The organism is Chitinophaga silvatica, assembly GCF_003419895.1.
Lineage (GTDB): Bacteria > Bacteroidota > Bacteroidia > Chitinophagales > Chitinophagaceae > Chitinophaga > Chitinophaga silvatica.
The window spans coordinates 422,202-445,014 of sequence record NZ_QPMM01000007.1 but is presented as its reverse complement, the minus strand read 5'-3'; the positions used below and the strand labels follow the sequence as shown (position 1 = coordinate 445,014).

The following is a 22,813-nucleotide window of genomic DNA, read 5'->3' as shown; positions in this document are numbered from 1 at the left end:
GATCAAATGTTTTGATCTATCGTTTTTTATTCTCAATACGAGATAATGTTTGAATTATCTGAAACTACTTTTTCAAATGGATGATTGAGAAATTGCAACATAAAATATTGAAAGTCTCTCCCTCCCACCCCATGACCGCGGTCTTTAAACAATAAGCGCGAACTATTCGGTAAATAATGATGGATCAGATCTATATAAACAGGCCTGCATGCCGGGTCCATTTCTCCATCTGCCAGCAGCGCCGGTTTATTGGAATAAAATGGTTGCTTGGTTGTTGCATTAATTGGCTTGTAGGTCCAGCAATCACATATTGCTTTATACACATCATTGATATGATATCCTTTCATGTAAGGATAGGCAGCTGAAATACTATTAATAGTAGCCAAACTATTATATGCTGCCTGATCTGCACAATATACCGACATGCGCATACCTGAAGGGCCGCGACCATGGGCAAACAGATCATCGAGCAATTTTTTCATATAGGCGTAGTGGTTACCATTTATCAATTCTGTGATCACAAACGGAGCTTCTGTTAAGGAGCCTGATAAATAATTTTGTATGATATCCAGAAGGTCGTTTTTGGTATATTGAATATTAATTGTATCCTTTGTGCCCTTCTCCAAATACGGAAGGGTAAAAACTTTATCAGAAATACCAGTAAAGTATCTTTGAAATTTTTCGCGCAAATTGCTGTATCGTATTTTATCTACCGAGTCTCTTTCGCAATTGCTAAAGAGTACCGACAATGCCTCGTTGAAATTAGCAGGTTCATCTTCATCAATATGAATAAAAGCAGGCAGTGGTGAATCCAGGATCAATGAACGAATCCGGGCCGGATCGTGCTGCAATACCGCCAGCATTAGTCCACCACTATAGGAAACTCCAAACAGATTCACAGAATCAATATTCAGGCAGGAAAGCAAATCATGAATATCGGCCACAGTTTCATCTGTATTGTAGCCTGTAAGATCAATACCCTTTGCTTCAAGGTTTTTCTTGTATCGCTTCACTCCTTCCAGCATCATACTATCTTTATTGAGATTTTTCCTGTAAGCCAGTTTCATAGCGCTATCCAGGTCTGTAGTATTAAGATTTGGTTTTGCAAACCAGGCACCTCTTTGTTCAAACGCTATACAATCTCTCTCTTTGATAATCATACTTTTTGCGGCGCCTCTTGCCCAGCCAAGCGAACTACTTCCCGGGCCACCGGCAGTAAACAACAGCGGATCTTTTTTCTTATCGGGGTTAGGACTTTCAACAATAATAAAGGGAAGCTGAATAGTTTTACCATTGTTCTTCTTCCTGTTTTCAGGAACCACCAGATAACCACAACGGGTTTTAACGCTACTGTCTATGACAACAGGGCAGGCACCAGGAATAATAGTAGCTTTTGGTTGAGAATATGTTATTGAAATACAGCTCCATAAAATGCCAAGCAACAGTAATACCGACTTCATCTTTTTTCTTTTAAAAATAGAGAGAACACAATAATTAATCCAGGTAAAAAACGGACAATTTTTAATGGGTAGCAATCATACTATCACCTGTAAATTTCAACATTTCCTTATAAAAATGGCTCATATCATAGTAGCCATAATTACATGCCAGAAATGTTTTTTTGTTATTTACATATGCACCTAATGCAGTCCTGGCACGTAGAACACAGAAATACTTCTTAGGACTTACACCTATGATATTATTAAAATACCTGTTAATGGTTTTAGAAGTAACAAACATCTTCTCTGCCATTTTTCCTGTATTATAATCTATACCTGCTGTATGATGCAGATCGATACTATCTTTTACAAATTTGATATAATGATCGTTCTTTCTTTGTTTAACAACATTAATAAGAAAAAACTCCTGTAATAATGTTATTCGTTCTTCGAAATCTCCGGCAGTTTTTATTTTGAAGATTAACTGAGACGGCAATACGCTCGCTAAAGGAATAACCTGGTCAATAAACGGAAGTTGAGAAATTCCCAGGATACGTTCTAGTGCACCCGGGAAAAATTTAACTGTAAAAATATGATCAGTAGGTTGATTGAATCGTGTAACCATTGAATTTCGGACCACTAATACATCATCATCCGCCGCGATGGTTTGAGAATAATTTGGGGTAATGATCTGATAGGAAGTTCCAAGATTAATCCAGATAGTTGGGGTCCAGCTTTGAAACATCTTCACCGTAAAATGTTGGTTAGCTGAATACCGGGTAGTTTCCTCATCTGAAGATTCAGAAAAGAACTCAATATAATCGGCCAATTCAGGGGTAGGCCGACTAAAATTGTAGAGTTGTCTGATATTATCAAAAATTTCGACCATGCATCTAAAAGTACATAAATCGACTAAAAAGAGGATGCATCAAAAATTATTTATCTATTTCAGGTCTAATATTCAATACTTTATTGAGAACAAGGCCCTCCCTGATTACTTTTGATGCATCCTCTGTAATTATGCTTTCAAGCGAGCATTATCGCGCTTTAATTATGCTTTAGCAGCAGCCCTGGCATCGAGGCTTACCGGGCCGGCTCCAAAATAAGCTATCAGTAAGGCACCACCTAATAATGCCAGATTTTTCATGAACATGGCCATATGTATTTGCTGTTGCATAGGATCAGTAAATGCCCAGAATTTATGCAAGGCAATCGTTACCGGCACTATAAACAATACAATCAGCCACGCTCCAATCTTTGCTTTGTAACCTAACAGAATGCTTAATCCACCGGCAAAAGCCAGTAAACCAGCTACAGGAACCAGCACACCGGCTGCCGGTACACCGGATGCTGCTGCCATATCGGCTCCGGCGCCTGCAATATGGTTAACACCAGATAATACAAAGATCAGGGCAAACAGAATTCTGCCTGCTAAGGGTAGGAATTTCATATCTTAAAAATTTAAGTAATACAACAAACCTACGGTAAATTTTACAGAGGAAACTATAGAGTTACCCAGAGTATAGCAGTAACCTTAACTATAGCAGGATGTTGTAACTTTAAGCTGATATTTTTACTATGAGAAAAGAGAATTCCTCAAATGCCATTAATGGGCGGCAGTTAAGGGGCGATTGCGGTACTGCCTATACATTATCGTTGATTGGTGGACGTTGGAAGCCAAGCATCCTATGGAAATTATTGGATGGGCGTTTACGTTATAGCGAACTTAAGAAGGCTATTACAGGTGTTTCGGAACGGGTATTGGTATTGCAATTAAGAGAATTGGAAAGCGATGGCTTGATTTCCAGGATTGTGTATCCTGAAGTACCTCCAAGAGTAGAATATGAGCTTACTACGCTGGGTTACAGCATGGAAGCATTGTTGCAGCATATATCCGACTGGGGAGCAGCACACCGGCCACAGGAAGAAGACCCATTGCCGGTGGCAGTAGAAAATTAAGGTTTAAGCCCGGCATCGTGCATTGCACCAGTAGCTAATGCCAGCCAATCGGCATCCTTTACCCCCTGAGCCAAAACTGTCAGAAGTCTGGATTTTACCAGATCTGCCATTGGCAGCGGAGTTAGTGTAGCCTTTCCCGTCTGTAATACGAGATCAATATCTTTTAACCCTAAAGCAGCGCTAAAGGAAGGGTTTCCGGCAAACTGACGATCCAGGATCATTCCTCCATAATTCCTGAATATCGGGCTTGCAAAAAGTGTGGTAGTCAGCATTTCATATACAACCCGGGTGTCCAGATTATTCTTTTCGGCAAGGGTAAAAGCTTCCGACATCAGCTCTATTGAAGCTGCGATCATAAAATTACCTATCAGTTTCAACACATTGGCACTGCCGGGGTCTTCTCCCAGATCAAAGACGTTCTTAGCAAATCCGGCCTGTAATAAAGGAGTAATACGTTCTTTTGCTCCTTTTTCACCTGCGATCACAGCATTTCCCACTTTTGCGGCAGCAGCTTCCGGTCTGGCAAATACCGGGGCGGCAATATAGGTCACCCCATGAGCCTTGGATTTTTCGGCCAGTTTTCTGGCTGCCTCCGGGCCAATGGTGCTCATAGAAACATGCACTCCCCCATTCCCCAATGCACTCAGTAAAGCATCAGTATTAACTGCTTCAACGGCAGCATCGTCAGAAACCAGGCTCATTACAATACCACCTTTGGTAGCAGCAGCTTCGGGGCTCGACACAATTTCAGCACCCAAGGCCTTCAATGGTTCTGCCTTTGAGGCAGTGCGATTATAAACCTTCAGCTTATATCCGGCTCTGATGAGATTTTCAGCAATTGGGTAACCTAAATGACCTGTTCCAATAAAGCCTATAGTATCCATAAGATTAAATTTTTAAATAAATCAGTATAATGAAAAACAAGATAGCATTTCAGATTGTTGTACTAGAAACTATGCGAAGTTAATATTCGTATATACTTAAACGATGTGCCTCAACCGAATATAGCCTAACCCCTGTCAAACAGCTTTGTGACGGGGGTTTTCTTTTAGTTATCTTTTTCTCGTAGTAGCGTCTCCGTTGTATAGAAGATTGATAATCCGCAAAATATCCAATAGTCTTTTCCGTTATAACATCTATTCTTTTCTTATATGATAGCTCTTCCGTAGCTGAATCAGGATTTTTTTAGTATATTAAGATTAGACTAAACAATCGAGCTATGAAATCTATGAATGATTGGCTGGAAGAATATGGAAGTAGTCACCGTAACCACACCAATAAGCTCATACATTGGATTTGTGTTCCTGCGATCTTTTTTAGTATAGTAGGTTTTTTATATTCGGTTCCTATTCCCTTCCTGCACAACGAAAATATTACCCTGGCTCATATAGCCCTTCTTTTATTGATAATTTATTATACCAGGCTTTCGGTGTCTTTAGCTGCCGGTATGCTTATCATTGGTATGGTTTGTTTATGGCTTTGGAGATGGGTAGCAGGAACAGGCTTAGTACTCTGGGAGGTGGCACTGGTAATATTTGTATTGGCCTGGATAGGGCAGTTTATTGGCCATAAAATAGAAGGAGCCAAACCTTCTTTCTTTAAAGATTTACAATTCCTTTTAATCGGGCCGGCGTGGCTGCTAAGCTTCATTTATCGTAAGGCCGGTATTCCCATCTGAGAACTGTTGTTTCTCGCAGAGGCGCAAAGATTAATATTAAGGTACAGAGGATTTTTATTAAGGTTTTTAAGAAATGGCGAATATTATTAAGAGTACTGATAATTTAACTTATTGATAGAGTAAAATTAATGGTCCTTAAATAACATTCGCTTTTATTCTTAAAAACCTTAATAAAAATCCTCTGTACCTTAATATTAATCTTTGCGTCTTTGCGAGAAATACCCGAGAAACAGAAAGCCCCGATTAAAATCGGGGCTTATTTACCTAAACCTACAACTGTTACACTGTTATTGCAACAATATTTTATGTTGAACCGTTTCCGTTAGTGCATAGCTGACGGATCCAGTTTAGCTGCTTTTTTAGCTTTTACCATTAATACAAATGGTATACAAATCAGGAACATGATACCCAGATACAGGAAGGCATCCATATAGGACATAACTGCCGCCTGTTTGGTTATACTGTAATCCAGCGCTTTATATGCCGCACCTAATGCTTTACCCGGGTCCATACCCGGTTTCGAAGCAAAACTGTGTGCCATTCCGCCTACATGGTTCATCACATCCGGATTGTTGGTATCCAGTTTTTCTACCAGCACATTACGGTGAACCTCATTCTGCCTGGAGATAAAAGTGGTGATCAGCGCCACACCAAATGATCCGCCCAACTGGCGCATCATACCTGTGAAGGCCGCACCCTGACCAATCTGTTGTCCTTTCAGTGAAGAAAGTGCCAACGTTGTGATCGGAATAAATAACAGACCCATACCAATACCACGTACGATCAGCATCCAGAAGAAAGCATCAGCACCCGTATCGCTAGGCGTTATTATATAATAACCCCAAAGGCTATATATAAAGAACAATAACATACCGGAAGCCACCAGATATTGTTGCGGTACTCCTTTCTCCAGCAGTTTACCAATAATTGGCATCATAAACGCCGTGGTTAAAGCCGCCGGAATCATAAGCAAACCTGATTGTGTGGCCGTCCACCCCAGTGTACTTTGTGTATACAATGGAATGATAAACGTAGATCCATACAATCCAAACCCGAGGATAAACGAAAGCACGGTTCCTACTCTCAGGTTTCCATTCTTTAATACCCGTAATTCCACAATCGGGTTCTTATAGGTAAGTTCTCTCCAGATAAAGAAGAATAAACCTAAAGCACTGGTTACTGCCAACAGGGTAATAATAGGGTCGTTGAACCAATCATCTTCCTGCCCGCGTTCCAATACATATTGCAAAGAACTAACTGTGACCGCGAGTAAAATGATACCTAAGAAATCAATTTCATTAATAGCCTTCTTTTCAGCATATTTAGGACTACGAACGAACTGTAAGGTTAACAAAGTAGCGATAACACCAATTGGGATATTAATATAAAAGATGTAAGGCCAGCTATAATTATCGGTAATAAAACCACCTAAAGGAGGACCTAAGGTAGGACCGATGATTACCCCTAAACCGTAGATGGCTTGAGCAATACCTCTTTTTTCGGGAGGGTAGCTTTCTGTGATAATTGTTTGAGAAGTTACCAGCAAAGCACCACCGCCTAAACCTTGTATGAACCTGAATATAATCAGTTCCCACATGGAGGTTGACTGTCCGCAAAGGAAAGAAGCTGCGGTGAAGATAATAATGGAAGCTGCGAAGTAGTTACGTCGGCCAAATTGCTGAGATAACCAGCTGGTCATAGGAACGATAATTACGTTACCGATAGCGTATGCAGTAATTACCCATCCGATTTCGCTGAGCGTAGCCCCCATGTTACCACGCATATCATTCAACGCCACATTCACGATAGTGGTATCCACTATCTCCAGCAGCGCGCAAAATATAGCCGTGATCGTGATGATCACCCTGCGCGAGCCGTATTCTATCAAGGATTCTTGTTGCATGCAGCATTTATATTTTGAATGAAATACAACGAGGCCCGGAGTTAATAATTAACGAGTATACCCCTGTCTGTTGATTAAATAATGAAACTAATGTTAAAAGCCTTTGCTATTGAATTTGCATGGTTTCATTAATTATTAACTCCCAGCCTGTTGTATTCATGTATGATTAATCAAGATGCACGTCAACCAATACGTTCATACCAGGGCGGAGTTGTTTTACCAATTCATCACCAGGGTTAGTGAACTCGATTTTCACAGGAAGACGTTGAACTACTTTTACGAAGTTACCGGAAGCATTATCCGGAGGCAGTAAAGCGAATTTGGCACCGGTAGCAGGAGCAAAGGAAGTAACCTTAGCTTCTAATTCCTTACCCGGAAAAGCATCGATATGTACAGAAACTTTCTGACCCAATTTCATCTTTGCCAGCTGCGTTTCCTTGAAGTTAGCAACAACCCATGGAGTAGCATCTAATACTACGCTAAACAGTGACTGACCAGCAGCAACGAACTGACCAGGTTGTACGTAGATTTTTGACAATACACCATTTTCAGGAGCAGTGATCACAGTATAGGAAAGATTCAGCTCAGCATCAGCCACATCAGTTTCGCGTTGTTTGATACCAGCGTTAGCAATGTTGATTTGCTTGGAGGTAGCACCACTTTGAGAAGAAACTACATGAGTCTGACGGCTGGCAGCAGCTTTTTGTTTAGCCAGAACATCCAGCTGACGTTCAGCGGTTTGTTTGGCAGCCAAAGCCTGTTCATATTCCTGTTGAGTGATCGAGTGATCCTTGATCAGGTTATTGTAACGTTCAAAATCCTGAGAAGCTCTCCAGAGGTTAACTTTAGCCGCTTCAATTTGAGCGTCTATAGTACCGATATTGGCTTCAGAAGAACTGATATTGGCCTGTGCAGCGGCGGTAGTAGCTTCAGCAGCACCCAGGTTGGCCTGAGCGGCATACAAAGCATTTTCGGCCTGCTGTACCTTCATTGCATAATCGCGATTATCGAGAATAACCAGGGTATCACCTTTCTTTACATACTGGTTATCTTTAACCCTTACTTCCTTTACATAACCGGATACGCGGGGAATCACCGGGCTAACATTGGCATCGATTTGCGCGTTATCCGTTTCTTCGTGGTGCTGACCATGAATATATTTAGTGATACCAAATGCACCGCCACCGAGTACCAGCGCAGCCAGTACAATGATGAACCCTTTGCTTCTCTTTTTAGGCGCGTTAGTTTCCTGCATGTTTATATTGTTAGTAGGTTTTGATTGTGTTTGCGTTTCCACAGCTTTGTTATTTATTGGTTTGGTATTATTTGGTGTTGGATTCCAGTAAACCTGCTGCTTCTAACAGTTTGTTATAAGCCACCAGCGCGTCCGCTTTAGCATAAGCGAAGTTGAGGTGAGATTGCAGATTGGCTACATCAGCATCCAACAGGTCTGTAGTTGTAGCCAGGTTATTATCATGCTTGTTCTTGGTGATACGATAATTCTCTTCTGATTGTTCAATGGCCTTTATATATGTATCCATTTTCTTGCGACTCAGTAAATAATTTTCGTATGCCTGGTTTACTTGCAGGTGGATGGCATCAGCAAGTTTGGCCTGGTTAGCTTCTACTTCAGCCAGTTGAGCTTTTGCATTTTCAACTTTAGAACCAGTTTTCCAGAGAGAAGATAAATTGTATTTCAGTCCTACTCCCGCAGTAATTGCATTGGTTACAGTAACTACGTTAGGAATGTAGGCAGCCACATAACCGCCGGTAACAGCTAAAGACGGAAAATATTCACCTTTAGCACCTTTTACACCAGCGTTGGCAGCTTTAGCTCTTAAGCCCAGAGCAGCAGCATCTTTACGATTCTGATAAGCCAGTTGCTCGAAGTCGGAAGCGCCTCTTGCATCGATGGACTTATCTACAACAAAGATGGTGCTATCTACTTCCAGGATGGTATTATCGGGGAGGCCCAGCATAATATCCATATTCAGGTTAGCTATTTTCAGGTTGTTTTCAGCATCCATTAACGCTAACTGGTAGTTAGATTGTTGCAATTCAGCTTTTAAGAGATCATTACGAGCGAGTAATCCATTCTTTTCCTTGTTCGAAAACTCTCTAACGCGTTCGTCTGATTGTTTGATATTCTCCTCTACCAGTTTCACAGCAGCTTTAGCTTTGTAAAGATTGCTGTATGCGGAGATAGTGTTCTGAATGATTTCTTCCTTATCGTTTTCGACGTCCAGTTTAGCCGCCTGAGCGAGATAACGGGCAGATTCCTTACCGCTTTGGATCATCATTCCGGCGAAAACAGGAACAGACACATTAGCCATACCGTAGGCAGCGCTGTTTACTTTCGGCGATTCGTTACCCCCTGAACCGTTACCACTACCGGTGTTAAGTTTCAGATCAATGTTTGGTTGGGCGAGGCGGAGGTAAGAACCTGTTACAGATACATCCGGCAACTGGCGTTCATTGGCTGTTTTGAGAGATGCATTGGCCTGGTCTACCCTTGCATGGCTTACTTTTAATTGTTTGCTGTTTTGTATACTCAGCGATATGGCTTCATTTAACGAAAGCGGTTTAACGCTCTGTTGAGCAGCTGCTGATTGAAAGAAAAAAATCAGCATGATCCCCGATGCAAGCGCATATAATCGTGCGTATATGCTTTTAAAATTCATGTGTTAGGATTGCTTTGAACAATTTTTTTAAATGTATGCTTACTCTTTGTTTGAGGTTTTCCTTAAACTCTTCCTCAGTGAGATTTTGAAATTCGGGATCATTTCTCAAGAGCTTTTGAGCCGGGATGATTTGATGAATAGTGCCAAACAATGAAGTCATAAGCATAACTATATCAACATCCTTATGAAAAATTCCTGCTTCCTGGGCATCAGTAACGATAGGTTGCATTAAGCCCAGCATTTCTCTTTTCAACTCCCAGATAAGATCCCTAACCGGACTTTGCTCACTGTTCAGTTGTTCGCGGCTCATGATGCATTGGAAATTCTGTTCTCCCAGCATCTTGTTCAGGAACCTGTCGATCATGGCATATATCTTATCCAGCGGTTTCAGGCTATCATTTACCAATAAGTCCTGAATAAATCTTTGCGATGCCCTCATCCTGTATTTAAAGATCGATTCCAGTAATTTATCCTTAGAACCGAAATAGTAGGAAATCATGGCAATATTTACGTCCGCTTCCTGCGCAATGTCTCTCACCGATGTGCCATGAAAGCCCTGATCGGCAAATAGCCGCTCTGCTACTGTTAGTATCGAGAGCTGTTTTTCACTATATTCTTCCATGTTCCACTTTTAGATTTGACGGGCCAAAGTTAAACAAACGTTTAATTTAAACAATCGTTTATTTAATCAACTGTTTAAATTTTTATTTTTATAATTTTAAATTGATTGATTATAAATTTATTATGAAAATTATTTAAGGAGATTTTAATATTTATTAATAATTAGATAATAAAAGGGGGTAATTTTTAAAGAAAACAGGCTGCGAAAAGGGATGTATACTTATTAAAAATATGTAAATTGAAATAACCAAAATCTACAACAATGCCATCTTTCATCCGAGCTGTAGCTATTACAGGATTAATAGCCGGCACTTTAGATATCACTGCAGCTTCCATACAATTTCTAAACAACCATCCACAATCCAGCGTTCGCACTATGCTTACGGCAATTGCCAGTGCGGCATTCGGACAGGAAGCATTTAACGGCAATCCGGTAATGCCCTGGATAGGATTGTTATTTCACTTTATTATTGCCTATTCTTTTACTATTCTCTTTTTTCTACTCTATGAAAGGATGGAAGTATTGAGGAAGCAACCAATAGTATCAGGTATGTTATATGCAATTGTTGTATACAGCACTATGCAATATCTGGTATTGCCACTTACCAAATTGCCTCTTCAAAAATTACCATTGCCGGCAATTTTAATTGGAATTGGAATACTGATGGTAGTGTTTGGAATCCCTGTTTCATTGGGGGCAAGAAGCTATTACAGGAGAAAATTTAATTAGTAGGGAGTACTATATTCTTAGTAGTCTATTTTTTCCATTAATATTCTAATGGTTCCATACTCGTATGTCGTACCCGTAAAACCCTAATTATATTATTTGTGAATCGAAAAGAGACTCTATAATGATGTTTCTCAAATGCTCGGAAACTGCCATCGTTATCTGTCTTAAATTTATCGGGGCTATATCTTTCGGGGTTAGAAGTTGCCTTTTGCACTGCTTCTACAATTTCTTCTATTACTTTAGCAGCATTCTTTGGTGAATCTTTACTAATATGCTTGAAAGCTTGCCTCATTTGTTTCTGTGACATCATTGTCCAAACTACTTCGTATTGCTTTGCTACCATTTCCGGATCTGCTTTACAAATTCTTCATGTGTTGCAAATTCTCCTCTTTCATATTCAGCTTCAGCCTCCTGCAGTTCCTGATTATATTGTTCAATGCTAATACGTACTGAACTCTCCTTACCTTTTACAAAGGTTTTAAGCATTTGTATAACTGATTTCTTTTCAGCATCATTAAGCTGCATAAAGTAGTTATACATTTCATGATCTAATGCCTTTGCCATATACACCGTTTTCACAAATTTAATTTTTTATCCGGGGTTATCCAAACCCTAAAATCCACTTCGAAAGTGTTCTTAAAGCTAAATTAATATTAGGAAACGTCTATATATGACATAAGTAATAAATTTTCTTTTTATACAGCAATAGTAGTGTAGTGCATAATACGGGTACCTTTACCATTGTCGGCCATTTTAATTGGAATTGGAATACTGATGGTAGTGTTTGGAATCCCTATTTCATTGGGGGCAAGAAGCTATTACAGGAGAAAGGCATAGTGAAGAAAAATAAAAAAGGGCGGGTGCTACATCGCTCAAGGACCCGCCCCTGCACATCTCGAACCATTACAAGATGTTGTGCCTGTTTATCAACCGTATCTTAATAAATTAATTATTTTTCTCTTATGTGATAAAAAACGACTATAAATCACCTAATCTGTTATAGTGTTTTTCATACTAATATATATTTAACAGAAAGAAAATGAAAAAGTTCAAAAAGTGCTAAAATCAGTTTAGCAGCCACAAGAAAAGTATAGGAGAAAACGAGAAAAAATAAGAGCGGGAAGGGTAACAAATAAGGCCTGGCGCAACTTCCAGCGCACCAGGCCCCTATCAAAAAATTATTTCAAAGAATTGATCCAAAGAGCAATTTTAGTTGCATCTGCATCCGGAACCTGAGGTAATGGAGGCATTGGTGTTGCATAACCAGGCCAATTTTCAGGTTGTGGATTTTTGATCAGTTGCAAAATCTTCGCTACTGAATAGTTTCTCTTAGCAATATCCTTAAATGCTGGTCCTACTTGTTTCTTATCTGCATTGTGGCAGGAAGAGCAAGTCCATTTATTCAGCAAAGGTTTTACCTGCTCGTAGGTAACAGCTTTTGAAGCTGCTGCCGCAGTTGCCGCTGCTGGCTTGGTTGCTGCAGCTTTTGCATCTGTTGCCTTGGTAGCTGTAGTAGCTTTAGCAGTTGCACTGTTCTTAGTGCTCAGCGCAGATACCGGCAGTTTATCGCCATCAGGAATATTGTTCAAAGTATAGTATACATCCGGGTGTACCAGTGAATAGGAACCTTCCTGAGCGCGGATACCATTCAATGTAAGTTTGTGGATGTAGTACTGACGTAATCCATCAATTACCAAACGAACTTTCATGCCATCAGCAGAAACCTGTACTCCTTTAATGTTCAGCTTTTCTGTATTTACAGTTGGGCTACCATATACCGGTTGGTATTTATAGGTAAAGCTTTCAACTTCGTAAGAAGCGATATCTTCAGCTATTTTCTTATCAATCGGCATAGTGAAAGTGATTTCAAAACCATCAGGACGAGCACTTACTGTTCTCATTTCGAATGGTACACGATTGTTCCAAACCAGGCGTTGTAAACCTTGGTTGGCATCACCGGCAGAACCCCATCCTCTGTTGGTTTCACCTACGTACAGAGATCCATCAGGAGCCCATGCCATACGCAAAACACCGGATTGGAAACCGCTTCTGAAATCCCATGCAGCACCCTGGTACTCACCATTTACTTTTTCCAGGAATACACGCATGATTTTACTCTGACCCTGATCTCCGATCAATACTTGTTTCTCAAACGGACCAAATACGCCTTCAGGAATAGTCAGCAGCTGAGAGTTTGAAATACCCAGTACACCGTGAGGTAACCATACCGCTGGTAACTGCACTTCAGGGAAGTATTGTTTCATATCAAAAAGCGTAGAGAATTTCTCGTTAACTACGTTTTCTGGTTTAATAGCGCGATTGTTTGCATCTCTGCGGAAGCGCGGATCTACTTTGCTGTAAAGTTGCTCAGTAGTTAATTTAACCGGAGAATTAGGTTGGTTAGTCCAACGCAAACCCGCTGGGTGACCAACGAAACTACCTTTCTTAACGTGAGTTAATCCACCAGACCCGATCCAGTCGCCCTGGTTTTCGGTGTAGAATAATTCACCATCGATGATTCCCAAACCGCAAGGAGAGCGAAAACCGGTAGCCCAAGGCTCCATTTTACCGTCTTCGGTGATGTGCATCATCCAACCTCTCCAAGGAACTCGGCTTTCACCTCTCCACCATTCTTCATCGCCAAAAGCAACGTTGCCGGATACGAAGAAGGTGCCATCCGGAGCCATAACCGGACCGAAGGAATATTCGTGATAGTGACCTGAAATCGGCCATGCGTATACAGTTTCGAACAGGTCCATTTTTCCGTCCATGTTCGTATCTGTCATTTTAGTTAACTCACCACGTTGAGCGCAGTAGAGAGAACCATCTTTATAAGCCAGACCCAATACTTCGTGTAAACCTGAAGCTACCTTTCTGAAATAAGGTTGTTTGCTGGTTGGGTTTTGAACAATATAGATATCTCCCCTTCTGGTAGCAATACCTAAATCGCCATTTGGCAAAGTACATAAACCGCCTACTTCCAACAGTGTTCCTTCCGGAGACACCATGCGGGCGATGCGGAAGAAATCTTCTTCCTTAGGTGATTCCTGAGCTTTTACAGGAGAGAGAGCGGAGCCCATCAGGAATAAACCTGCTGTAATTCCTGCTGTAATGCTTTTATAATTCAGTTTCATAATGTCGTTAGTATTGCTGCTTAGAAGATAACCGCATAACCAATTTTCGCCTGTAGAGGCATGATCAATTCAGCACGGCCGTTCTGGTTGCGAATAATGGTATTGGCTTTCGCATCATCCATCTTCACATAATAAGATTTATCACCTACGATAAATAAACCCGGAGCTACCTGTTCAATTTTATCGGCAACGGCTATACGTAAGTAAAGGTCGCTGGCAGGTGACTGAGCAGTAATAGAGCGATAGATACCCTGATTTTCCGGTAATACGGTGATATCATCATTGATAGCAGTACCATAGATGTTGAAGCGGAAGGTAGGTTTACCTGCAGCATCCAAAGCATAACCACCCGGGCGGAAACCTGTACCAGTGGTATCAGTAGCCCATGCAGCATCTTTATTATCCAGTTTAGCAATAGACATACCAGCCTGAGCCGCTAAAACCTGTACTGCACCTAAAGGACGGGAAGAACCATCTCCACGCTCATGCCACATTGGAGTAGTATTCAGGAACTCACCACGCCATACCTGGAATGGTAAACCATTGTCGAGATCATAGGAATAGTTGATCTTGGTAGGGCTACCTACGTTGATATTGTGTACTACTCTTCTCTGACCGCGGATATCCATAAAGCTACGCAGAATGGTATTTTCAGGTGCAGTTACCAGAATTGGATCAGCGCCGTCGTCGGATGCTCCGTTAGTATCGGCCAGTGAGAATTCACGGATACTGGCTTCTTTAACGGTTAAACCAATTTCTTTTCTAGCCCAGTCGGTATTTTTATAATATTGAATCTCTATCTGATGGGTACCAGGAGTTAAGGTAACACTACCTTGCTTATCCCATCTGTTGCGATAGCTCAATACTTCTTTATTATCGATCTTCAGAGCGCCAGGACCACCGGTAGTGCGCAGATTGAAAGTATAGTTACCTTCTTTCTTTACATTCAAGGTAGCAGTATAAAGCGCTACGAATTCGTTATTTGGCAAAGCAGCCATATTGGCGTTTAAGGTTGACTGAGAACCGGTTGCAACAGCTTTCAGGCTGCTGAAGTTAGGTTCGTTATCGAAACGGCCTTTATAGATGCTGTATTTTACGTCTGAGAGTTCGGGGCGTGGAGCGTCGAAGTTGGTCACTTCGATGTTGCGGAACGCGATAGTTCCATGATCGCCCTGGATGCGTAACGGACCCTGAGGCACTTCGTTGTTGCCGATTGCACCGCGGGTTGGGCCAGCCAGAACAACATTATCCTGGATGGTTACACCGTTCAGTTCAATTTTCAGGATAACGGCATCGCTGATTTTTTTTCCGGCAGCATCGAAGCGAGGAGCCTGGAAAGAAATCTTCATGTGTTGCCATAAGCCCGGGGCTTTGCTGGCATTCTGACGCGGAGCGTGTCCGTCGTAACCCTGACGTCCTTCCCCTCTTTTGTCGTCCCATCTTTCATAAATACCACCATTGTCGGAAGCTTTAGGAGCGGTAGTGCCCCAGCTATCGAGTAGTTGTACTTCATAGCGACCTTGCAGGTACACTCCGGAATTGGATTCTTTCGACATCAGGTAGTCAAATTCGAGATCCAGATCACCATGCTGAAAAGCACTGAACAGGTCTTTTCCTGGGTTTTTCTTGTCGGGAAGATTAACCAGAATACCAGTTCCTGGTGTTGTTTGCAAAACATTATGCTGCTGTAAATCGGCATTCACACCACCGGCTAAACGCCAGTTGCCTGAAGGCTGCGAAAAAGCAGATAAATCGGTTAATGGTAATTTGGTCTGAGCGAAAAGCTGTTGACAACTACCAATACTTAAAATCAATACCAAAGTTCTCCTGTCGTACGCACGTAACTGTTTCAACTTTGGACGGAACATGTTCCATCTAAGCATAGATCTGGATTTTTTTATAGTTTACATTGACTTGCTAAATGCATTTAGCGATTTACGTCTGGCATAAGCATCACACCTAATTTTTTGACCCTCAATTAAAATTGGAAATGTTTCAACCGATAGCTAAACGTGGGACTACGCAAATTTCAAACCGTGTGGCAAAATAGAAATTAATTGTAACAAAGTGAGTATTAGTGGGCGAAAATTTACACCAGCGGTAAAAATCGGGGATATTGAAAGAAAAAATCGATTGTTATGAGTTGTATATCAATCTAAAATATCAATTCATTTGCTGATAATTGTTCCTAAGTTGATATATAATGTTCCCGATAAATAGCATTTTGTTCTAATCTGAAGGCTAAAAGTTCGTGTTTAACTGTTCACAAGGTGGTTTATAATATTTATCGCAAATAATGTTTTGTTCTAATCTGAAAGCTAAAACTACCTATCCAATTGTTCACAACCTGGTTTATAATGCTTATAGCAAATGATACTTGGTCCGAATCCGATGGCACAATGTACCTAACCAATTCTTCACAAGCTGGTTTATAATATTTATCACAAATAGCGATTAGCCTAATCCGAGGGCTATAATACCAGACCATGTGCCGCTAATTGTTCCCGTGTTGATTCATAATGTTTATGGCAAATAGCGTTTAGGCCTAATCCGAGGGCTACATCAACAAACATTTGTCTGTCTTCCAAATAAATAACCTCCTCAGGTTTTACCTGGGCAATATCCAATGCTATTTTATAAATATCTGCATCTGGTTTTCTGAAATGAACGAAGCAGGAAGAAATATAAAAATCGACAAACCGGTTGAGGTTATAATGTCTGATACGATGCTCATTCAATTCCCGGCCTTCATTATTAACTATAGCGATCTTTAATTGATATTTGGCTTTCAGGGCAACTATTAATTCAATCATTTCAGGGAAAGGAGCCGATTGCGACAACATAAATTCCTTGAATTGTTGTTTGGTAAATTTTCTATCTGTGTAAAAGACAACTCGGGAGAGATATTCATCCAATGTCAACTTTCCTTCTTCATAAGTATCGAAGGTAAGATGATGCCTTTCTTCTGTTTCGACCGGATCGAGCTGAAATTTATCCATAGCCTGCTTTCTGGAATTCCTATCCCAACCATTGGTGAGCAATACTCCACCTATATCCAAAAACAATGAATTAATCTTTGACATTTTGAGGTTTTTTTCTCGCAGAGAAGCTGAGATTAATATTAAGAGACAAAGGATTTTTTTAAAGTTAACAAGAATATTTTATTAAAAAGCGCATAAGACTTTGCTTCTTAATATTAATCTCTGCCACTTTGTGGGATAGATTATTTCTTTGAATGCCTGTCAGGAATGGAGCTTATATCTCCATTAAAACTTATTGAAGTTCTATCTATACTGGTGACCTGCAGGCTGGCATAACCTTCACTGGAAACAGTAAGGTACATGGTCTGAACAGACTTATTGTCTTTAGGTTTAATGGTTACTGCCCATCCATCCTTTTTGCCGGGAGCTACGCTATACTCGAACGATGTGGAAACAAAATCCAGAGGTGATTTTGTAACATTATAATCAGCTGTGAAAGCTCTTCCGAAATAAGGGAGAAAGCTGATCACAGAATCTTTGGTAATGGTAAGGTCGTAATTGGATGTAATATTTCGCATACGCCCACCTACAGGAAATGCATTTTGTGCATTAAAAACGAAATTCTGACTGTCGATTAATGACTTGACCGCTGCTAATTTTTCTGCTTTCTTCTCTGCTTTTGTGTTTTGCGCATGAAGTAGTGGGGCTGCTAAAAGTCCGGCTACCAAGAGAAGGGATAATTTGATTGCAATAAACCTTTTCATGATATAGTAATTTATATAGATAAGGGAATGCCAATTCTATACCATAACGGGCAGACCCGTCAATTTGGTATGGTATAATTGCTTTAATATAACTTCTCTTTAACAGTATTAACAAAATTGCTGTATCAAATAACTTTTTTTATTAATATTGTGAGACTTTCATCCGATCAGCGGTTCGCTCCTACCATTATTTATACCATGAAGACATATGCAGCGCCTTACCTTCCAGGATCTAAAACGCAAAATCAGAATCAGCCAAAATCCTGATGAAGTGATTGCCAGCATTGGTCAGAATCTTGATTTATTAAGCAGGGATGAACGATCAGAGCTATTGTGTGAACTACTGGAATCTCAGGAAACGTTTATAGAAGCCGCAGAATTATTGATAGAAGAAGGAGGTGCGGATATCCATTTTAAGAAGGAAGGGAGTATTCCCATTATATTTTGTGCAGTTGGTGCCAATAAGCCTCAGGCCATCCAATATGCCTTAAAAAAGGGTGCGAAGCTGAGTGTCGACGATCCGGATTACCTGTTTGCCATTGCCTATATCTTCAAGCATCATCGCCTGGCTGCCATTACAGATGTATTAATAATATTGATTGAACATAATATCCATTTCAATTTTGTACTGGCAAGTCAGGATACTCCCCTCCTGCTGGCAACCCGGCATAACAATAACCGGGAAGTGGTTCAGTTTTTATTAAGTGAAGAGGTAAACAAGTATGTATATGATGAGGATGGATTTACAGCCATCCATTATGTGCCTTTTGCGAAAGCGCCTAATCTGTATAAGGATTTGATCACGACTATGGACGATATTCTGATCAAGCCTAAGTTCACCACCAGCATGGAACCGGTATTTGAATGTGTGATTAAGGTAGACGGAGAAAGTACGTTTGAAGAATTTATTTATGAAGCGCTAAATGCCTTCCTGGAAAACAGGCATAGAATGTATGATGATATTTTTGAGAAATATTATTATCGATTGCATATAATCGCAGAACATATTTCAGCCATCCGCAGTAAAATGGAACAATAGAAGACAACTTGCTTATATAAAAACTATTTATTATTTTAGGTATTCATACTTATTGTTTATACCTAAATTAACCGAGAAATGCTCACAACACTAACTGTTTTGGCCTCATTATTTTTTATTGCACACGTTTATCTGCTGTTTACATCCTTTGGGAAAAGTGGTTTTCAAAAACAAAAATACTTATGGTCACATATTACCTTATGGGTGACCGGAGGATTGGCCTTTTTGGTAGCTGTATTATTCTCCGGCAAAGGAGTATCCGGTGTTTTAGATGTATTTGACACACCAGGGAAAGCAGCTTTATTATTGCTTTTGGCCTTTGTACTTTCAGGTACTGCCCATACAATAGTTAAACTTTTGGTAATGCCCAGGTACTCTAAATCCGTAGCATAGTTAACTTAGTTGATATAACAAAGGAGGTGTTTCTATGGAGGCACCTCCTTTGTTTTCAGGTGAATGCGAATCTAAGTCAGTTTCTATTTTTAACCTCCCTTTAATCTGCTATTTATGGATGTGTATAAAAATTTCTTTTGGCCTAATTAATAATCCTTATCTTTATAAGAGTTGATCCTGATTTCTGAATCCGCTTGCCAAATCGGGTCTATCGCAATCACTGCCAAACTCCGCAGCATCTACAATTAAGCATTATAGAGTCAATTGCGATGAAATCATCTTCATACCAATGAATCATTTATTATTAGAAGAGAAGAATCTTTTATGAACAAAAAGGAAATCTGGAGATATAAATCTTTGGAGCAGCTCGAGAACAAAAAATGGGAACCTACTGCAGCAGCAAATTCCGGACTTTCACAAAAATGTCTGGCTTTAACTAAAGTACCTTTAGTTAAATTATCTGCGAATGAATTAAGCATGCTAATCAGTCAGTCATTTAACCCAGAATATCTCGTGCCGCTCGCGTTGGAGATTTTAAGTACTGATGTATTAATAACAGCCGGATTATATCCTGGCGACTTACTTAAATCAGTATTGGATGTGCCTTCCAGCTTCTGGGAAGTGCACCACGACTTACATAACAAACTCCTCGACCTCATGCAAGCACGGATCGAAGAGGTAGAATCTGAATTGGATTTGCCGGCCTATTGGCGCAATTCAGTTTGTTAACCAAGCTTCCAATACCTTACAAACGATAGTATTACGTTGAGGTATTCATGTTAGTTTTTATTGATGATAATTGAACGGAAACACCTTTCGTATCAGCGAAGCTGTGCGAGTCAGAGAGTATTATCAGATATATGTTCTACTTTATTGCCCAGGTCAGCTACCTGTTCCGAATCCTGATTTAAACTAACTTAAGTACAATTAAAAGATATACAGCTATTTATATTACACCCCCTCTTAAATCAAGGTTTAAAGTAGGCATTGTCTGTAATGTAAATATTGGATTGCTGTTTGTAGTATTAGAACTACAAACATTCTAAACATTCCATACCAGAGTTATCAAATTTCAAAAATGACGGGAAGTCCTGGCTAAATGCTGATTTCACAGATATAACCGTAATAATTGAAGGGAACACAGATTTACCAATTTTTATAAATCAAGCATCAATCAGATTACAATAAAGGCTGATAACCTATTCATTTGCTTTCACTTTTCCTGTTACAATATTTAGTCAAACAACGAAAGCTGAGTTACCTGATTGGCTTTATCTGTATCATTGAGGTTTAATTCGTGGAAGTTGGAAAGCGTAATTCCCAATAACCTGATTTTTTGATCTTCAGGTTGAGTACCAATCAGTAATTGTTTGGCAGTTTGAACAATGGTTTCATAATCATTTATCGGAAAGTTGAAAGATTGATTACGGGTGATCTGCCGGAAATCACTGTATTTGATTTTCAGCGTAACGGTACGGCCTTTCAACTCATAACGCTGCAACCGGGTAACCACAGTTTTGCCAATCTTTTCCAGCTCTGCCTCCATTTCTTCCAAGGTGGTAAGATCAACAGGGAAAGTATCTTCCGCGCCAAGTGACTTGGTTTCCCGATGTGGCTGAACCCTGCGGTCATCAATTCCCCTTACAATCTGATAATAAAAGGCCCCTACCTTTCCAAAATAACTCTTTAGTTCCTGCTCAGATAAACGCTTTAAATCAGCTCCCGTAAATAAGCCCATTTTTTTCATTTTTTCGGCAGTAACCTTGCCTACTCCATGAAACTTCTCGACCGGCAGGCTCTCCATAAATGAAGCAATAGTAGATGGACCAATAAAGGTAAACCCATCCGGTTTATTCAGATCACTGGCTATTTTAGCTACAAATTTATTGATAGAAACACCTGCTGAAGCTGTCAGATTAAGTTCATCCTTAATTGCCTGCTTTATTTGCTTTGCTATTTCAATGGCAGATCCAATCTGTAATTTATCGTCTGTAACATCCAAATAGGCCTCATCTAATGATAAAGGCTCAATAAGATCGGTATACCTGCTAAAGATTTCCCGAATATGTGCAGATACTGCTTTATAGGCATCGAACCTCGGTCGCACGAAAATCAGCTGGGGGCAAAGCTGCTGCGCCCTTTTAGAGGACATGGCAGAACGAACTCCAAATTTTCTCGCTTCATAACTGGCTGTGGCCACTACTCCACCTCTTCCTTCAGGAGAACCTCCCACTGCAATAGGCTTACCGCGGTAGATAGGATTATCGCGCTGCTCTACAGATGCATAAAATGCATCCATATCGATATGGATTATCTTACGTTGTGTGGTATGTGAACTACTCTCTATCACTTTTTCTCCCGGAAATGGACTGATTCATTGATGTAAATGTACGGTTTCCCAGACAAGTAGGAAGATATTACAATTGGATATTGAAAATCAATTTGTTAAAATCATCAACCTAAAAAACATTATTCTCTATCCTAAATATATTTAGGAGTTGATTTATATTGGTATCAGTATAATTCCACTATGCAACTCTAACCAACGGGGTAATTCGACCATGATCAGAAAAAAAAAAGAAGGATTCCAGGGACAGCGAGCAATTGTATTACCACGTAATATACAACAGCTTTGTGCCCGTAACATTACTACTCAACAACTCTATATCACTGATATTGGTTATTATCCCAAAGCCAAATTCCATCACAGAAAAAGAGAACAGGGAGCAGATGAGCACATATTAATATATTGCCAGGAAGGAAAAGGACGCATTACTCTTAAAAAAAAGACCTATTCCATTGAGCCGGGCGACTGTTTCTTACTTCCGAGAAATCAATCACACGAATATGCAGCAGACGAACTTGAACCATGGACTATTTACTGGGCTCATTTCCTTGGAGAAAGTTCGGATGGTTTGCTAAATAACGCCGTAAAAGTCTGGAAAGGACATAAAACATTTCTTCCATTTTCTAAGGAAAGAACACAGTTGTTTGATTTGATTTACAGCCTGCTCGAAAGGGGCTACAGACAGGAACATCTTGCTTTTGCCAATATGAACTTCTGGAGTTTTTTATCTTCCTGCTGGTACCCCGACCTGGTTCCTGTTTCCAATAAAAAACCAGATGCAGATATAGTTGATACTGCTATTAATTATATGAATCAACATCTCGATAAATTGATTACCCTTCAACAGATGGCCATTGCTGTAAATCTTTCGCAGTCTCACTTTTCCTTTTTATTTAAAAATGGAACCGGCTACTCTCCAATCGAATATTTCAATCACCTCAAAGTGCAGCAAGCCTGCCAATACTTGCTATTTACAACTTTGCGCATAAAAGAAATTGCCATTCAATTGGGTATTTCAGATCCTTATTACTTTTCAAGAATGTTTACCAAAGTAATGGGCATATCACCAAATCAATACAGAGACAAGAGAATTACGCCGTAAGATAATCCATCATTTTCAGTAAATGGTCTAGCAGTCAAATCC

Annotated in this window: 22 protein-coding genes; 7 read left to right on the top strand and 15 right to left on the bottom strand. The window is 40.1% G+C overall.

Going from position 1 to position 22,813, the window contains the following annotated elements:
- Positions 1–32: 32 nt before the first annotated feature.
- From DVR12_RS15250 to DVR12_RS15240, 3 genes are all read right to left on the bottom strand, one after another.
- Entirely contained in the window at positions 33–1,460 is a 1,428-nt protein-coding gene (locus DVR12_RS15250) for an alpha/beta fold hydrolase (RefSeq protein WP_116976650.1), read from the bottom strand.
- Positions 1,461–1,521: 61 nt separating this feature from the next.
- Positions 1,522–2,328, bottom strand: coding sequence for a helix-turn-helix domain-containing protein (locus DVR12_RS15245; protein ID WP_116976649.1), 807 nt, complete (start codon positions 2,326–2,328; stop codon positions 1,522–1,524).
- Positions 2,329–2,490: 162 nt separating this feature from the next.
- On the bottom strand, positions 2,491–2,889 hold the full coding sequence (locus tag DVR12_RS15240; protein WP_116976648.1) for a DoxX family protein: 399 nt from the start codon (positions 2,887–2,889) through the stop codon (positions 2,491–2,493).
- 128 nt (positions 2,890–3,017) lie between these two features.
- Here DVR12_RS15240 and DVR12_RS15235 point away from each other — a divergent pair, with 128 nt between their 5' ends.
- Positions 3,018–3,398, top strand: coding sequence for a winged helix-turn-helix transcriptional regulator (locus tag DVR12_RS15235; protein ID WP_116976647.1), 381 nt, complete (start codon positions 3,018–3,020; stop codon positions 3,396–3,398).
- Here DVR12_RS15235 and DVR12_RS15230 read toward each other — a convergent pair.
- Positions 3,395–4,282 carry an NAD(P)-dependent oxidoreductase gene (locus DVR12_RS15230; RefSeq protein WP_116976646.1) on the bottom strand — a complete coding sequence of 296 codons (888 nt, stop codon included), beginning with the start codon at positions 4,280–4,282 and terminating at the stop codon, positions 3,395–3,397. The two genes, DVR12_RS15235 and DVR12_RS15230, sit on opposite strands and share 4 nt — an antisense overlap.
- A 335-nt stretch (positions 4,283–4,617) precedes the next feature.
- On the opposite strand from DVR12_RS15230, the gene DVR12_RS15225 reads away from it, so the two are divergent.
- Positions 4,618–5,076, top strand: a complete 459-nt coding sequence (locus DVR12_RS15225; RefSeq protein WP_116976645.1) for an Mpo1 family 2-hydroxy fatty acid dioxygenase — start codon at positions 4,618–4,620, stop codon at positions 5,074–5,076.
- Between the two features lie 322 nt (positions 5,077–5,398).
- Here the strand turns inward: DVR12_RS15225 and DVR12_RS15220 are convergent, their stop codons facing one another.
- The 4 genes from DVR12_RS15220 to DVR12_RS28010 form a co-directional block, all read right to left on the bottom strand.
- Positions 5,399–6,979: a DHA2 family efflux MFS transporter permease subunit gene (locus tag DVR12_RS15220; RefSeq protein ID WP_116976644.1), complete on the bottom strand. Its 1,581-nt coding sequence runs from the start codon at positions 6,977–6,979 to the stop codon at positions 5,399–5,401.
- A 166-nt stretch (positions 6,980–7,145) separates the two neighbouring features.
- Positions 7,146–8,234: an HlyD family secretion protein gene (locus DVR12_RS15215; protein ID WP_116976643.1), complete on the bottom strand. Its 1,089-nt coding sequence runs from the start codon at positions 8,232–8,234 to the stop codon at positions 7,146–7,148.
- Positions 8,235–8,301: 67 nt separating this feature from the next.
- Complete coding sequence (locus tag DVR12_RS15210) at positions 8,302–9,660, bottom strand: TolC family protein (protein ID WP_116976642.1); 1,359 nt, start codon at positions 9,658–9,660, stop codon at positions 8,302–8,304.
- Complete coding sequence (locus DVR12_RS28010) at positions 9,650–10,282, bottom strand: TetR/AcrR family transcriptional regulator (RefSeq protein WP_116976641.1); 633 nt, start codon at positions 10,280–10,282, stop codon at positions 9,650–9,652. Before DVR12_RS28010 ends, DVR12_RS15210 begins: the two co-directional genes overlap by 11 nt.
- Before the next feature lie 261 nt (positions 10,283–10,543).
- Between DVR12_RS28010 and DVR12_RS15200 the strand changes: the two genes are divergently transcribed.
- Positions 10,544–11,011, top strand: a complete 468-nt coding sequence (locus DVR12_RS15200) for a hypothetical protein (protein ID WP_116976640.1) — start codon at positions 10,544–10,546, stop codon at positions 11,009–11,011.
- 37 nt (positions 11,012–11,048) lie between these two features.
- Here the strand turns inward: DVR12_RS15200 and DVR12_RS28135 are convergent, their stop codons facing one another.
- From DVR12_RS28135 to DVR12_RS15170, 6 genes are all read right to left on the bottom strand, one after another.
- Positions 11,049–11,321, bottom strand: coding sequence for a type II toxin-antitoxin system RelE/ParE family toxin (locus DVR12_RS28135; protein ID WP_394337594.1), 273 nt, complete (start codon positions 11,319–11,321; stop codon positions 11,049–11,051).
- 26 nt (positions 11,322–11,347) lie between these two features.
- The gene (locus DVR12_RS15190; RefSeq protein WP_116976638.1) at positions 11,348–11,575 is read right to left on the bottom strand and encodes a hypothetical protein; all 228 of its coding nucleotides are present in this window, start codon (positions 11,573–11,575) and stop codon (positions 11,348–11,350) included.
- A 614-nt stretch (positions 11,576–12,189) separates the two neighbouring features.
- Positions 12,190–14,145, bottom strand: coding sequence for a c-type cytochrome (locus DVR12_RS15185; protein WP_199417115.1), 1,956 nt, complete (start codon positions 14,143–14,145; stop codon positions 12,190–12,192).
- Between the two features lie 20 nt (positions 14,146–14,165).
- A complete protein-coding gene (locus DVR12_RS15180) occupies positions 14,166–16,028 on the bottom strand; it encodes a family 16 glycoside hydrolase (protein ID WP_116976637.1) in 1,863 nt (620 codons plus the stop codon).
- A 588-nt stretch (positions 16,029–16,616) separates the two neighbouring features.
- Entirely contained in the window at positions 16,617–17,228 is a 612-nt protein-coding gene (locus DVR12_RS15175) for an HAD family hydrolase (RefSeq protein ID WP_116976636.1), read from the bottom strand.
- Between the two features lie 140 nt (positions 17,229–17,368).
- On the bottom strand, positions 17,369–17,890 hold the full coding sequence (locus DVR12_RS15170) for a DUF4251 domain-containing protein (protein WP_116976635.1): 522 nt from the start codon (positions 17,888–17,890) through the stop codon (positions 17,369–17,371).
- Between the two features lie 208 nt (positions 17,891–18,098).
- Here DVR12_RS15170 and DVR12_RS15165 point away from each other — a divergent pair, with 208 nt between their 5' ends.
- The 3 genes from DVR12_RS15165 to DVR12_RS15155 all read left to right on the top strand — a co-directional run bounded on the left by DVR12_RS15165 (position 18,099) and on the right by DVR12_RS15155 (position 20,051).
- A complete protein-coding gene (locus DVR12_RS15165; protein WP_116976634.1) occupies positions 18,099–18,929 on the top strand; it encodes an ankyrin repeat domain-containing protein in 831 nt (276 codons plus the stop codon).
- Between the two features lie 78 nt (positions 18,930–19,007).
- Entirely contained in the window at positions 19,008–19,322 is a 315-nt protein-coding gene (locus tag DVR12_RS15160) for a hypothetical protein (RefSeq protein WP_116976633.1), read from the top strand.
- Between the two features lie 324 nt (positions 19,323–19,646).
- On the top strand, positions 19,647–20,051 hold the full coding sequence (locus DVR12_RS15155; RefSeq protein ID WP_116976632.1) for a contact-dependent growth inhibition system immunity protein: 405 nt from the start codon (positions 19,647–19,649) through the stop codon (positions 20,049–20,051).
- Between the two features lie 505 nt (positions 20,052–20,556).
- Here the strand turns inward: DVR12_RS15155 and dinB are convergent.
- Positions 20,557–21,672, bottom strand: a complete 1,116-nt coding sequence (dinB, locus tag DVR12_RS15150) for a DNA polymerase IV (RefSeq protein WP_262511921.1) — start codon at positions 21,670–21,672, stop codon at positions 20,557–20,559.
- 211 nt (positions 21,673–21,883) lie between these two features.
- Between dinB and DVR12_RS15145 the strand changes: the two genes are divergently transcribed.
- Positions 21,884–22,771 carry an AraC family transcriptional regulator gene (locus DVR12_RS15145; protein WP_116976631.1) on the top strand — a complete coding sequence of 296 codons (888 nt, stop codon included), beginning with the start codon at positions 21,884–21,886 and terminating at the stop codon, positions 22,769–22,771.
- The last annotated feature ends 42 nt before the right edge of the window (positions 22,772–22,813 follow it).